The organism is Parafilimonas sp. (genome assembly GCF_051953455.1).
Taxonomy (GTDB): domain Bacteria; phylum Bacteroidota; class Bacteroidia; order Chitinophagales; family Chitinophagaceae; genus Parafilimonas.
The window spans coordinates 71,455-86,519 of sequence record NZ_JBQCIT010000063.1 but is presented as its reverse complement, the minus strand read 5'-3'; the positions used below and the strand labels follow the sequence as shown (position 1 = coordinate 86,519).

11 protein-coding genes are annotated in these 15,065 nt (G+C 39.7%); 7 read left to right on the top strand and 4 right to left on the bottom strand.

The window, feature by feature from the left end; translation table 11 throughout:
* Positions 1–2: 2 nt before the first annotated feature.
* The 4 genes from ACTHN6_RS21870 to ACTHN6_RS21855 all read right to left on the bottom strand — a co-directional run bounded on the left by ACTHN6_RS21870 (position 3) and on the right by ACTHN6_RS21855 (position 5,210).
* Positions 3–179 carry a CcoQ/FixQ family Cbb3-type cytochrome c oxidase assembly chaperone gene (locus ACTHN6_RS21870; protein ID WP_440437915.1) on the bottom strand — a complete coding sequence of 59 codons (177 nt, stop codon included), beginning with the start codon at positions 177–179 and terminating at the stop codon, positions 3–5.
* A gap of 37 nt (positions 180–216) precedes the next feature.
* Positions 217–2,409: a cytochrome-c oxidase, cbb3-type subunit I gene (ccoN, locus tag ACTHN6_RS21865; protein WP_440437914.1), complete on the bottom strand. Its 2,193-nt coding sequence runs from the start codon at positions 2,407–2,409 to the stop codon at positions 217–219.
* Between the two features lie 9 nt (positions 2,410–2,418).
* The gene (gene ccoS / locus ACTHN6_RS21860) at positions 2,419–2,577 is read right to left on the bottom strand and encodes a cbb3-type cytochrome oxidase assembly protein CcoS (RefSeq protein WP_440437913.1); all 159 of its coding nucleotides are present in this window, start codon (positions 2,575–2,577) and stop codon (positions 2,419–2,421) included.
* 236 nt (positions 2,578–2,813) lie between these two features.
* Positions 2,814–5,210: a heavy metal translocating P-type ATPase gene (locus ACTHN6_RS21855; RefSeq protein ID WP_440437912.1), complete on the bottom strand. Its 2,397-nt coding sequence runs from the start codon at positions 5,208–5,210 to the stop codon at positions 2,814–2,816.
* 135 nt (positions 5,211–5,345) lie between these two features.
* Between ACTHN6_RS21855 and ACTHN6_RS21850 the strand changes: the two genes are divergently transcribed.
* The 7 genes from ACTHN6_RS21850 to ACTHN6_RS21820 all read left to right on the top strand — a co-directional run bounded on the left by ACTHN6_RS21850 (position 5,346) and on the right by ACTHN6_RS21820 (position 15,058).
* On the top strand, positions 5,346–5,990 hold the full coding sequence (locus ACTHN6_RS21850; RefSeq protein ID WP_440437911.1) for a Crp/Fnr family transcriptional regulator: 645 nt from the start codon (positions 5,346–5,348) through the stop codon (positions 5,988–5,990).
* Positions 5,991–6,034: 44 nt separating this feature from the next.
* Complete coding sequence (locus ACTHN6_RS21845) at positions 6,035–6,823, top strand: sulfite exporter TauE/SafE family protein (RefSeq protein WP_440437910.1); 789 nt, start codon at positions 6,035–6,037, stop codon at positions 6,821–6,823.
* Positions 6,824–7,131: 308 nt separating this feature from the next.
* Entirely contained in the window at positions 7,132–8,340 is a 1,209-nt protein-coding gene (locus ACTHN6_RS21840; protein WP_440437909.1) for an FAD/NAD(P)-binding oxidoreductase, read from the top strand.
* A gap of 51 nt (positions 8,341–8,391) precedes the next feature.
* Positions 8,392–8,994 carry a TlpA family protein disulfide reductase gene (locus tag ACTHN6_RS21835; protein ID WP_440437908.1) on the top strand — a complete coding sequence of 201 codons (603 nt, stop codon included), beginning with the start codon at positions 8,392–8,394 and terminating at the stop codon, positions 8,992–8,994.
* 216 nt (positions 8,995–9,210) lie between these two features.
* Positions 9,211–10,545: a TolC family protein gene (locus ACTHN6_RS21830; protein ID WP_440437907.1), complete on the top strand. Its 1,335-nt coding sequence runs from the start codon at positions 9,211–9,213 to the stop codon at positions 10,543–10,545.
* Between the two features lie 25 nt (positions 10,546–10,570).
* Complete coding sequence (locus ACTHN6_RS21825; protein ID WP_440437906.1) at positions 10,571–11,671, top strand: efflux RND transporter periplasmic adaptor subunit; 1,101 nt, start codon at positions 10,571–10,573, stop codon at positions 11,669–11,671.
* 162 nt (positions 11,672–11,833) lie between these two features.
* Entirely contained in the window at positions 11,834–15,058 is a 3,225-nt protein-coding gene (locus tag ACTHN6_RS21820) for an efflux RND transporter permease subunit (protein ID WP_440437905.1), read from the top strand.
* Positions 15,059–15,065 lie beyond the last annotated feature (7 nt).

The following is a 15,065-nucleotide window of genomic DNA, read 5'->3' as shown; positions in this document are numbered from 1 at the left end:
TTTCAGTTTATATCCTGGCTGTCATCCAAGGGAATATTGCTTAAAGTTTTTATAAGTTGTTTATCTGCTTTCCATGCCCACAACGACATTACTATGAAGAAGCTGAAGAATATGCCGAAAGAAATAAGCGCATATATAGATACTCCTGTAATGCTTTCGAGATAATGTATGAAGCTCATATTATTGAATTGCTGATTAGATTAATTATTTGTATTGTTACGGCAACACTGCAGCATCATCTGTTTTCTTTATATCAACGCCAAGCCTTTGCAGGTAAGCGATTAATGCAACGATCTCCGTGGTGCTGCTTGTTTCAATTTTATCTTTTTTAAGATTAGCTTTTATTTCATTTGCCTGTTTCATTAAATCCTGGTTGGCTATTTTATCATATCCTTCGGGATAAGGAACCCCGAGCTTTTGCATTGCCCTTATTCTGGCACCGGTGGATGAAGTATCCAGTTGCTTATCCAGCATCCAGGCATAAGGCGGCATAATGGAACCGGGGCTCATGATGCGCGGATCCATCATGTGATTATAATGCCAGCTATCGGGATATTTTCCGCCTACCCTTGCCAGGTCGGGCCCGGTACGTTTACTGCCCCATTGAAACGGGTGATCATAAATAAATTCACCGGCTTTGCTGTATTCACCATAGCGCGCCACTTCATCCCTGAACGGTCTGATCATTTGTGAGTGACAGGTATAACAGCCATTGGCCACATAAATATCCCTGCCCTGTAACTCAAGCGGCGTATAAGGTTTTACAGATGCAATGGTTGGCACATTGCTTTTTATAAGAAAGGTTGGTACTATTTCGAGAACGCCACCTATTGCTACTGCAATCAAACTGAACACCAGCATTTGAACAGGCCTTCTTTCAATCCAGCGGTGCCAGTGCTTATCACTATGTGCTATTATCTGGTGCCTTGCAAGCGGTGCGGCTTCTGCAGCTTCGTTGGCAACAAGATTGCCTGATTTAACGGTCTTGAATAAGTTGTAAACCATTAAAAATACGCCGGAGATAAAAACGGTACCGCCAATGCTTCTCAGCACATACATAGATTCTATATGGGTAACGGTTTCAAGAAACTGGTAAGTAAGTGTGCCTTCTTCGGTAAAGCTTTTCCACATGGTTGCCTGTGTAAAGCCGGCCCAGTACATGGGCACTACATATAAAACAATCCCTATTGTACCGATCCAGAAATGCGTATTGGCAAGTTTTCTTGAATACAGGGTTGTATTGAATATTTTTGGTATGATCCAATACAGCACACCAAAAGTTAAAAAGCCGTTCCAGCCCAATGCACCTACGTGCACATGCGCAATTGTCCAGTCAGTAAAATGTGAGATGGCATTTACGCTTTTCAGGCTCAGCATAGGCCCTTCAAATGTGGCCATACCATAACAGGTTACCGCCACCACCATGAATTTTAGAACAGGATCTTCCCTTACCTTATCCCAGGCGCCTCTTAAAGTAAACAGGCCATTCAGCATACCACCCCAGCTTGGTGCAATCAGCATTACGCTGAATACAACGCCCAGGCTCTGCGCCCAATCGGGTAATGCTGTATATAAAAGATGGTGTGGCCCGGCCCAGATATAAATAAATATCAGCGCCCAGAAATGTATGATGGATAAGCGATAGCTATATACCGGCCTGTTGGCTGCCTTCGGTAAAAAATAATACATGAGGCCGAGATAAGGCGTTGTAAGAAAGAATGCTACTGCATTATGGCCATACCACCATTGCACGAGTGCATCCTGCACGCCTGCATACCAGCTATAGCTCTTAAAAGCAGAGAAAGGTATTTCGAAAGAGTTTACAATATGCAGCATGGCAACGGTAACCCAGGTGGCTATATAAAACCAGATGGCAACATACAGATGGCTTTCTCTTCTTTTAAGAATAGTGCCAAACATATTGATACCGAAAAGCACCCAAACAATTGTAATCAGAATATCAATGGGCCATTCGAGTTCTGCATATTCTTTGCCGGTGGTGTAACCAGCCAGCAAAGTAACAGCGCCTGCCACTATGATTAACTGCCAGCCCCAAAAATGCACTTTGCTGAGCTTATCGCTGAACATGCGTGCCTTGCACAAACGCTGCAGCGAATAGTATACACCCATGAAAATTCCGTTTCCAACAAAAGCAAATATCACAGCATTCGTATGCACCGGCCTTACACGCCCAAATGTTGTTTCGGCCGTATCAAAATTGGCGCCGGGCAAATACAATTGTATAGCAGCAAGCAAACCTGCCAGCATACCAATTGCACCCCAGAAAATAGTGGCATAAGCAAACATTTTAACGATCTTATTATCATAATAAAACCGCTCAACAGCCAGTTTCTCCTGCACTTCGTGAGGAACAGAAATACCGCCCATTTTGTCTTTTTGTTCAAGCATAGAAATATTTTATTGATTGTTGTTTGAAGGTTTATCGTCGAACAGCATCCTTACCGGTGGGCTTTGCTGATCATCATACTGGCCCTTTTTTACGCTCCATAAAAAAGCCAGCAGGAATAATGTTGCAATCAGGATGCTCGCCGTCAACAATAAAAAAATTACGCTCATATAATTTTTTGAAAGCACAAAAGTATCCGGCGGCTTCTGACAGAATTATGACACAATTCAAGCAAAGGGCTGATTAAAATCAGCTTTGTATATTTCTTTATCTGGATAACAGGAAGTATGTTTTTGTAAGTAGGATATTTAGCCGCAATAACGGTTTCACCGAAGGACGAAAAGAACGGGCACAAATCCTGCAAATATCATCAGGCCGGCTGCGCTGCGCTGATGGGTTTGCACGTTTATTTCAATCTTAAAAATTTAGCGGCAATGCCGCTGCAGCCAAAGGTTAAGAGCAATATGCTAAGGCTGCTTGAAGGCATTAATATGGCGGCTATCATAGGCGAAAGTGATCCCTGCACGGCAAACCATATTCCAATAACATTATAAAGAACGGATACCACAAAACTTGCAATAACAATGTTTTTATTCAGCCTGCATAATTGTATAAACCTGTATAATAAGGGAAGTTTTTCCGCTTCAATAATTCCATCGCTGGCCGGCGTAAAATTGTTCGTGTTATCGGTAACGGCAATGCCTGCATCGGCCTGTTTTAAGGCGCCTGCATCGTTAAGGCCATCGCCTATCATCATTACTTTATGGCCTTCTTGCTGCAGTTGCTTTATAAACCGCAGCTTGTCTTCAGGTTTTTGATTGAATAATATAGCGGCCTTTAATCCAAACAATGTTTGCAGGTAATTTTTTTCACCGGCATTATCGCCGCTTAATATAACCAGCCGGTATTTTTCTTTTAGCTGTGTAATCAGTTTTGGCAAATCGTCACGGTATTCATTCTTAAAATAAAAACAACCAACTACTTTACCATTAATTGAAACATAAGTTGAAGATGCAGTTTCGGCATCCTCATCATTACATACAAATTCCTTAGAGCCGATTTTGATAAAATTGCCTGCAATATTTCCGCTGATGCCTTTGCCCGTAACGGAATTAAATACCCTAACCGGCAACCTGCTTCCCTTATCTAAATAGTTAACGATAGCCCTGCTCACGGGATGGTTAGACTGGGCTGCAAGCGATGCAATTTGCTGCTTCATTTCAGCCGTAATTACATCACCAGCCAACTCAATTGAATGGTTGCCGCCCGTGGTTAAAGTACCCGTTTTATCAAACACAATGGTGTCAATTTCCCCAATCTCTTCAATAGCCTGTGCATTGCGCAGATAAAAATGGTTGCGGCCTAAAATCCGCAGAATGTTGCCATTGGTAAAAGTATTACTCAGCAATAAAGCGCAGGGGCAGGCAATAATTAAAACAGCAGTAACGGCAGGCCATATTTTGGAAGTATCATAAACACTCCAGTACAGTGCGGTGCCCGCAGCAATGGCCAAAACAATCCACGTAAAATAGCGGCTGAGCAAATGCACAAACGACCTTTTGTTATCCTTTATGCCGGCATTCATTTCATCGCGGTTCCATAGTTTGGTAAGATAGCTTTGCGCTACTTCTTTTATAACCAGCAACTCAATATTACCGCCCACCTGTTTGCCGCCGGCATAGATTATTTCGCCCATTTCCCGCACAACCGGAATGCTTTCGCCCGTTACAAAACTGTAATCTATTAAGGCCCTGCCCTTTGTAAGAATACCATCTGCAGGAATTAATTCTTCGTTGTGAATAAGCAATGTATCATTCAGACAAATATCAGGCAATGCAGCAGCTTGCTGTATGTTATTTTTAATTCTTGTTACTGCTATAGGAAAGTAGGAAGTATAATCTCTTTCAAAGCTAAGTTGCTGATAAGTTTTATCCTGCAAAATCCTTCCTATGAGCATAAAAAATACAATACCGCTCATGCTGTCAAAGTAACCGCCGCCGCTATTGGTAAACACTTCATACAAACTTCTTATAAACGTAACAGCAACCGCCAAAACAATAGGCGCATCAATATTTAAAAAACGATGTTTTATGCCTTTCCACGCGCTGATATAGAACTCCGATGCGCTGTAAAAAAATACAGGCAGGCTGAGCAATACATTCAATATCCTGAATAGCAAAACAAGCGCATCCTCCTGCGCATCCACCCCCAAATATTCGGGAAAGCTCAGCAGCATGATGTTACCAAAACAAAACCCTGCGACACCTATTTTAAAAATCCTGGATTTATCAAGCCGGGGCTTAGCCTTACGCATATCGTTAAAGCTGATGTATGGCTCGTAGCCAATTCTTACCAGCAACTCCGTCACCTGGCGCAGGCTTGTTTCTTCATGATGGAAAATGATATCAACTTCCTTCTTTTCAAAATTTACCTTGCTGCTTATAACCGCTTTATTCAGTTTATGCAGATTTTCCAGCAGCCACAGGCAACTGCTGCAGTGTATTTGCGGAATATAAAAAGTGATAAAGGTTTGATGCGCATCTTTATAATTCAGCAGCGATGCACTTATTTTTTCATCATCCAGAAAAGCAAATTTGTCTTCGCGCACTTTTAGGCGCTGGCTGCTGCCCGGGTTTTGGCTAATGGCGTAATAATCGCAAAGGCCGTTTTTATTAAGAATGCCATACACCATTCTGCAGCCTTCGCAGCAAAAGTTTTTGCCATCGTGAACAATGGCTGTAGAAATACAGTCTTCGCCACAATGATAACAAGCCACAGCTTTACCTATAGTGTGTGCATTCATATAAAAGCCGCGAAACTATGGCCAGGCAAATTTTAAAGAGCTGACTACAGGCAAGCAAAGGCATGACTAAAATCAGGTTTTAAACAATACTCTATAAGCTCAATAGTCTTAGCTTTAATAAAATAATTTTGCACCATGGATGAAGCTTTGCTGAAAAAATTATTCCCCGGTCTTGAAGATGAATTGTATCAAGAAATGCTGCAACATGGTGTAATCCGCTATATAAAAGAAGGAGAAACTTTACTGCGTGTGGGCCAGCATATACGCTCTGTAATATTGATTATTGAAGGCATTGTTAAACTATACCGTGAAGATGATGACGGCAATGAATTCTTTATCTATCATCTTAATGCAGGGCAGGCCTGTTCTTTATCTATGGTTTGCGCTTATAAACAGGAAACAAGTGAAGTAATGGCAAAGGCCATTACAGATGCAACACTGTTAACCATCCCGCTGGCATTTATGGAAAAATGGCTGAGCCGTTATAAAGGCTGGTATGAATTTGTAATAACTTCTTACCGCAACCGTTTTGAAGAACTGCTGAAAACCATTGATGCGGTTGCCTTCTCCAATATGGACGAACGCCTTGAATTTTATTTGAAAAAACAGGTAGCGCAATTCGGCCCCATCTTAAAACTAACGCACCAGGATATTGCCAACGATCTTAATTCTTCCCGCGAAGTAATAAGCCGTTTACTTAAAAAAATGGAAGCGAAAGAGCTTATCCATCTTAACAGGAATTCGATTGAATGGATAAGGAAACCTACTATCCCTGTGTGATAAAAATCACTTGCGTGGTAAAAACATAGCCTCAATTTTGCTGCATGCACATTACCGGTTATATCGCTTCATTATTTATTGGAATATCATTAGGATTGATTGGCGGCGGCGGTTCTATACTTACAGTTCCGGTTTTGGTTTATCTGTTTGGCATTTCACCCATTCTCGCCACATCCTATTCTTTATTCGTTGTTGGCTCAACCAGTTTAATAGGTTCATTCAACAGCTGGCGCAAAGGTTTGGTTGATTTTAAAACAGCCTTATTGTTTGGCGTTACATCAATCATTACAGTTTTCATCACAAGAAAAATAATTATTCCGCGTATACCGGAAGAGATCCATATCGGCAACACCATCTTTCAATTTTCAATAGTTACAATGGTTTTGTTTGCTGTGCTGATGTTGGTTGCTTCCATATCAATGATGACGAGCAGGCAGGTTCAAACCGATGAAAACAATACACATACCAACTTTATCAAGCTTATTATTTATGGTGTAAGCATTGGGTTGGTTACAGGGTTTCTTGGCGCCGGCGGCGGCTTTCTTTTAATACCTGCATTAGTATTACTGTTACACCTGCCAATGAAAAAAGCAATCGGTACATCACTTTTTATTATCGCTTTAAATTCTCTTGCAGGTTTTATTGGCGATACAGGTCATTTTAAAACGGACTGGATTTTTCTTATAACCATTTCTGCCATTGCAATTCTGGGCGTTTTTATTGGCGGCTTATTGGGCAAGTCAATCAATAGCGCAAAACTGAAAAAAGGGTTTGGATGGTTTGTATTATTGATGGGCATTTATATTATTATTAAAGAAGTTTGGTTTCAATAATTTTCTCTTTTAACTGCAATAAAAGAGCAGCCGCTGTTGCTTTATATTTCATCGTTTTTTGTAAATAGTTTAAATGATGTTATGATTTTTTAATTCATCTAAATCATCTCATCATCGCTTTCTTGTAATCACTTATGCTGGTGATCAATTATCAAGACAGGAACAGAGGATATAGATAATGGAAGTAAGATAAATTAAGCAATGAATCGCAAATAAATTTCGTGGGCTTAAAAATAGAAAATGATGTTGAAATCTTTGCCCGGTGTGACTTTCGTCACAATAATCCTTAATTAATAAAATTAGGTTGCATGAAATATTTTTTTATGCGACATCATCAAATTCTCATCATCGGCGGCGGTAATGCCGGCATCTCTGTTGCAGCTCAATTGCTTCGCCATCAAAAAAATTTAGACATTGCTGTTATCGAACCATCCGAAACGCATTATTATCAACCTGCATGGACGTTGGTTGGCGCCGGCGTATTTGATGTAAACGATACAGTTCACAAAGAGGCAGATGTAATGCCAAAAGAAGTGAAATGGATCAAACAAAAAGCATCATCATTTCAGCCTGAACAAAACAATGTAACGCTCGATAACAATGAAGTAATCAATTATGATTACATGGTTGTTGCACCCGGCATTCAGCTTAACTGGGGCGAAATAAAAGGCTTGCAGGAAACGCTTGGCAAGAACGGTGTATGCTCAAACTATAGCATAAAAACTGCTCCTTATACATTTGAATGCCTTAAAAATTTCAAAGAAGGCAATGTTTTATTTACTAATCCGCACACACCTGTAAAATGTGGCGGTGCCCCACACAAGATAATGTGGCTGGCTGCTGATTATTTCAAAAAGCATCATGTTTTTAACAAGGCGAATATTCAATACTGGAGCGGTGGTACAAGATTGTTTGGCGTTGACAAGTATGAAAAAACGCTGTACAAAGTTGCCCGGCGTGATAATGTTGATATGCATTTTTATACAAAGCTTGTTGAGATTGATGGCAGAAATAAGTTTGCAAAATTTGTTGGTTTTGGACCTAATAATAAAGACAAGGAATATGAAGTACGCTTTGATATGATTCATGTTACACCGCCACAAAGTGCACCCGATTTTATTAAGCAAAGTCCTTTGGCAAATGCTGCCGGCTGGGTAGATGTAGATAAGAACACGTTGCAGCATATAAAATATAAAAACATATTTTCATTAGGTGATGCTTCATCATTACCAACATCAAAAACAGGTGCGGCTGTTCGTAAACAAGCACCCGTACTTGTACAAAATTTGTTGTCACTGATGCATCATGAAAAGTTAAGCGGATCTTACAATGGTTATACAAGTTGCCCGGTGGTTACAGGTTATGGTAAACTGGTTTTATGTGAATTTGATTATAACAACAAACCAGATGAAACATTTCCATTCGACCAAAGCAAAGAAAGATGGAGTATGTATCAATTAAAACGCAGAATATTGCCATGGTTGTACTGGCATAAAATATTGCCGGGCAAAATGTAGAACGATTTAAGTTTACCAGATTCAAACTATTTTATAACTCATCTTTTATTTTTGGACGAGCAAGAAAATCATACAAAAAAATGGCGGCAGTTTATAAAGACAAATTTTATAAATGGCTTACTGGTAGTTGCAACGGTTGTGCTCATTTTTAGCCCTGATGCAAAAGCTTTTTTGATTAAGGGTTTAATGCAGATTGGATTTTTCAAACCTGGTGTTGAAAAACATGAGGGTAGTTATCCGATGTCATCAAACGCTGTATTTACAGATAGTTCAGGAAAAGCAACAAGCATCGCATCACTAAATGGCAAAGTAATTTTTATAAATTTCTGGGCTACATGGTGTCCGCCATGCAGGGCTGAACTGCCATCAATCAACAAAATGTATCAACGGTTTGGCACCAATAAAAATATTGTGTTTTTATTGGTGGATGCTGATGGCAACATTGACAATTCAAATGCTTTTATGAAAGATCATAATTACAAGCTGCCGTTATTTATCTCTTCATCAAACATAAGCCAGGACTTATTTTCAGGCACTTTGCCAACAACAATCGTCATCAACAAAAAAGGACAAATTGTTTTTAAAGAAACCGGTGCTGCTGATTATTCAACAGCATCATTCACAGATTTTATTACGAAGCTCGCCGCTGAATAATCAATCGTCCTCTTCAACCGTATTCTTCAACTTTATTAATAATGTATAGATGCAGTTTTATTTTTTTGCAATCGTATGAATGATGCTGCTTTGCTTATTAAATTGATTCCTGTTTCTTCACAAACCTTAAACTTCCGCTTCTTGTCATACTTCGACGTGATATAAGTCACAGTAAACAATATTCTGCTAAAATAGCTTTGCAATCAAATTAGAAAAATGGACAGACGATTGAAAGACTATTTATACAAAAGCATTGTTTTATTTCTTCTTTTATTATTTCATCAGCTAAATGTTTTTAGCCAGGATAGCGCATCATTGAATTTGGATGATGCAATTAAAACCGCTGTCACCAACAATGCAAATGTACAGATGGCCAAAACTGATGAAGCCATTGCCGCTTCTCAATACAAAGAAACAAATGCCGTATTTCTTCCGCAGTTAGGTGTAAGTTATACAGCAATTACAACCAATAATCCTTTAAATGCATTTGGATTTAAACTTCAGCAACAATCTATTAAACAATCAGACTTTACTCCTGATTTATTAAACAATCCGTCAGGCACACCAGACTTTATGACGAAGGTTGATCTAAAACAACCCATCATTAATATGGATATGCTATATCAGCGTAAAAGTGCAGAGAAGCAAATTGAAGTTTATCAATATAAAACACAACGCACCAAAGAATACATTACGTTCCAGGTGCAGCAGGCTTATTTGCAATTGCAGTTAGCTTATGATGCAAAAAAAGTATTGGAAGAAGCTTTGCAAACAGCGCAAGCCATGTACAAATTCACCAGCGATCATTATGACCAAGGCTTGATTCAAAAATCAGATTTATTAAATGCGCAGGTGCAGGTTACAACAATAGAAAGCAATATTGCTGATACCAAAAGCAATATTGAAAATGTTTCTGATTTTTTAAGTCAGTTGATGGGAAAAGATAAAGGCATTATTTATAATGTGCCTGCGTCATCTGCATTCAATGCGATATCAGCTGCAGATAGTTTACCCGCTTCACGAGCAGATTTTAAAGCAACGGAAACAGCCATCAATTCTTATGATTTAATGATCAAATCAAATAAGATGAGCTACCTGCCAAAGCTGAATGCGTTTGCAACATATCAATTAAATGATAACAGCGCTTTTGGTTTTGGTTCGAATGCCTACTTAGTTGGGGCGCAGTTATCGTGGGATATTTTCAAAGGCACATCAACAAAAAATAAAATCAATACACAAATATTAGAACGCAACAAACTGCAGGAACAACTCGATAATCAGAAAGAAGAAAATAAAGTTGAACTGAATAAAGCATATCGGCAGTTAAGTGATGCACAGTTTAAAATCAATCAACAAAAAGCAGCAGTAGAACAAGCTTTAGAAGCTTTGAGAATATTGCAGGATAGATATCAGCAAGGCTTAGTAAACACTACAGATGTGTTGACGGCGCAAACACAATTATCGCAACAAAAACTGGCGTATGCACAAGCTGTTTTCAGCAGCAATATGGCGATTGCCTACATACAATTTTTAACAGCAACAAATAATTAAATCAAAAAAGAATAAAACCAGGATTATGATTTCAACAAGATTTATAGCATATATGTTTTCAGGTGCAATCATCACTTCGTTCGCTGCATGTTCCGGTGATGGTGGCAACAAAGAAATTAACATGCATGATAGTGTTGTTATGGTTTCTGTTGCAACACCATCGGGCAATACAACAGGCAACAGCATTAATATAAGCGGACAGGTTGAAGCAAAGCAAACAGCAAATATCAGCACCAGAGTAATGGGTTATATCAACAAGATTTATGTGAATGTGGGCGATCATGTAAAAGCTGGACAAATGCTCGTGTCTGTTAACAGCAACGACATTAGTGCGAAGGCGGCACAAGCCAATGCAATGATTGCACAGGCACAAGCTGCGTTAGCCAATGCACAAAAAGATTATGATCGTTTTACTGCTTTATATAACAAGCAAAGTGCTACAGCGAAAGAGCTGGACAATGCAACGCTGCAATACAAAGCAGCCCAGGCAAGCCTGGAAGCTGCAAAACAAATGCGTAATGAAGCGAACGCACAATTTTCTTATGCCAACATCACTGCACCATTTAGTGGAATTGTTACACAAAAGCTGATGGATGCAGGCAGTATGGCAAGTCCGGGCATGCCGATTTTAACCATTGAACAGAATGCAAGTTTCCAGGTAACAGCATCTGTTCCTGAAAGTGAAATTGGTATGCTAAAACAAGGCAGCGATGCAACCATGCAAATCAAATCAACCGGTAAAACATTAAATGGAAAAGTGAGTGAGATAAGTCAGAGTTCACAATTTACAGGTGGGCAATATCTGATAAAAATCAATATTCCTGATAATGAAAAAGATGGTTTATATGCAGGCATGTATGTAAATATTGTAATACCCGTTGCGCATGCTGATACCACCGCAAATGCAGGCACAGTGCTGGTTCCAAAGAATGCATTGATTATAAAAGATCAATTAACAGGTTTGTATACCATCGGTGCAAACAACACGGCGTTACTGCGTTGGGTGCGTTTGGGAAATGATTATGGTGATAAGGTGGAAGTGTTATCGGGTTTATCGAACAACGAACAATTCATCACACATGCTGATGGCAAATTGTATAACGGTGTGCCGGTGAAAGTGCAGTGAAGAAAAGCTATTGGCTGATATAAGTCATGCTCATCAATATTCCGAATGTTGAAGTGAGTGACACAACAGGCGATGCCATGAAATGCAACTGCTGGTAACATAAAAATAAAAGACGAAAAGCTAAAGGCTAATGGCTGATAGCTAAAAGCTAAATTAAAAACAATGGAAAAAGGTTTTGCAGGAAATATCGCAAAAGCATTTATACAATCGAAATTAACCATCCTATTAATGATTGCGTTTCTGCTCATCGGCGCTTACGCAACCATGTTGATACCACGCGAAGAAGAACCGCAAATCAAAGTGCCGATGGCGGATGTGTTTCTTGGTTATCCCGGCGCTGGCCCAAAAGAAGTGGAAACAAAAGTGGTGGAACCGATGGAGAAAATTATCTCGAACATTAAAGGTGTTGAGTATGTGTATTCCACTTCAATGAACGGACAAGCGATGTTGATTGTACAGTTTTATGTAGGCGAAGATGTTGAACGCTCATTGGTGAAATTGTATGATGAGCTGATGAAGAACATGGATAAAATGCCGCAGGGTGTTACGATGCCGTTGGTGAAATCGAGAGCGATTGATGATGTACCGGTGTTAGGATTAACATTGTGGAGCAAAAATTACAGTGATTATCAATTGAAGCAGATTGGTGAAGTGGTGAAGAATGAAATAAAGAAGATACCGGATGTATCAACGATAAATATTTTAGGTGGCAGAAGCCGTGAAGTAAAGGTGATTTTAGATAAAGACAAGATGGCGCAAAGTCATGTTGACTTCTTAAGCATCAGTAAACAGATACAGGCATCAAATGCAGAAATGCAGTCGGGAGATTTATTAAAAGATGATAGTGTGTTTGCAATAAAGACCGGCAATTTTTTAAGCAGTGATGACGATGTAAGAAATCTTGTTGTTGGTGTAAATGCCAATCAGCCTGTGTACTTAAAACAAATTGCGACTGTTGAAGACGGACCTGAAACACCAAACCAATATGTGTTCTTCGGTTATGGAAGTTCTGATACCGCTGCATTGAAAGTTAACAACTCCAACTACCCTGCAATAACATTGGCGATTGCAAAAAAATCAGGCGCTGATGCAATGAATTTATCAGAAAAAATTTTATTAAAAGTTGATGATTTAAAAAAGACGGTTATTCCAAACGATGTGCAGGTAACGGTAACACGCAACTATGGCGAAACCGCTTCTGATAAAGTATCTGAATTGCTTTTTCACTTGTTTATTGCGATTGTTGTTGTAACCGTTTTTGTAATGCTCGCAATGGGTTGGCGCGGTGGCTTAGTGGTGTTCTTATCAGTGCCGGTAACATTTGCGCTTACCTTATTCGCTTACTACTTCATGGACTATACGTTGAACAGGATTACACTGTTCGCACTTGTATTCATCACCGGTATTGTAGTGGATGACAGCATCATTATTGCAGAGAATATGCACCGGCATTTCAAGATGAAACGATTGCCATTTTTGCAAGCTGCAATCTTCGCCATCAACGAAGTTGGTAACCCAACGATTCTTGCAACCTTCACCGTTATTGCGGCAGTATTACCAATGGCGTTTGTATCTGGTTTGATGGGACCTTATATGAGCCCGATGCCGATTGGTGCATCCATCGCGATGATGTTATCGTTAATTGTTGCGTTAACCTTAACGCCATATCTCGGTTATATCTTTTTACGTGAAAAAGAAAAGCATGGTAGAGAGAAGGCGCCATTGAAATTAGAAGCAACAGGCATTTATAAAATCTATCGTTCATTCATTAATCCATTGTTGAACACGAGATGGAAACGCTGGACATTCATCTTAAGTATTGTGGTGATCTTGTTGGGTTCATTAATGATGTTTTATACAAAATCTGTTGCGGTAAAAATGTTGCCTTTTGATAATAAGAATGAATTCCAGGTGGTGATTGATATGCCTGAAGGAACAACATTAGAAAAAACACAGGCTGTAACGCAGGATATCTCGCAGTATTTATCAAGACAATCATTGGTGCAAAATTACCAGGGTTATGTTGGCACTGCAGGACCAATAAGTTTTAATGGTTTGGTAAGACATTATGATTTGCGCCGGGGCGATAATGTTGCAGACATTCAAGTGAACTTAGTTGATAAAAGTAAACGTGATGAACAAAGTCATGACATTGTGAAATCATTACGACCAGCCATTGACGCGATCGCCAAAAAATATAATGCCAATGTAAAGTTGGTTGAAGTGCCGCCGGGCCCTCCGGTGTTATCAACCCTGGTGGCAGAAATATATGGACCGGATTATAACCAACAAATAGCTATTGCAAAACAGGTAAAGCAATTATTTGATTCAACGCAGGATGTAGTTGATATAGATTGGATGGTGGAAGCTGATCAACCTGAATATCATTTCACTATTGATAAAGCAAAAGCCATGCGTTATGGCATAGCGCCGGCACAGGTTACAGCTACTGTAACTGCGGCTTTATCGGGTATGAATGCAGGCGTGTTGCATCTGCCTTCATCTTACGACCAGGTGAATATTAAGTTGCAGTTAAGCGATGCAGATAAATCAGGCATTAACGATGTGTTAGGTGTGAAGGTTGTTGGCCTGCAAGGCAATGCCGTTCCTGTTGGCGATTTGGTGCAGGTAACACAGGAAACAAAACCTAAAAGCATTTATCGCAAAAATCAAAAAGAAGTAGTGTATGTATTGGGCGATATGGCAGGCCGGTTGGAAAGCCCTTCGTATGCCATTGCAAAGATTTCAGACAGCTTAAAGAACATCAAGCTGCCGGTGGGTTATACATTGAATGAAGAGTACACGCATGCACCTGAAAGTGAAGATAACTTCAGTTTGAAATGGGATGGCGAATGGCAAATCACATATGAAGTGTTCAGGGATTTGGGTATTGCATTCGCTGCTGTTATCATCATTATTTACATGTTAATCGTTGGCTGGTTTCAAAACTTTAACGTACCGATTGTAATGCTGGCAGCTATACCATTATCATTGGTTGGTATTGTGATTGGTCACTGGATGGCTGGCGCTTATTTCACCGCTACATCTATGATTGGTTTTATTGCACTCGCCGGTGTAATGGTTCGAAACTCCGTGCTATTGATCGACTTCATCAATATAAGATTGCGGGAAGGCATTTCTTTAAAACAATCTATCATTGAAGCGGGTGCTGTAAGAACAACGCCAATATTATTAACGGCTGGCGCTGTTGCATTGGGTGCTGTGATCATTTTATCCGATCCAATATTCCAGGGATTAGCTATATCATTAATTGGTGGAACGATTACCTCAACGTTCTTAACGCTGCTCGTTGTGCCATTGTTGTACTACAGGATGATGAGAAAGCAATATCCTGAGCATAAAAATGTAGAAGAGACAGAAGAATAAGTGTTGC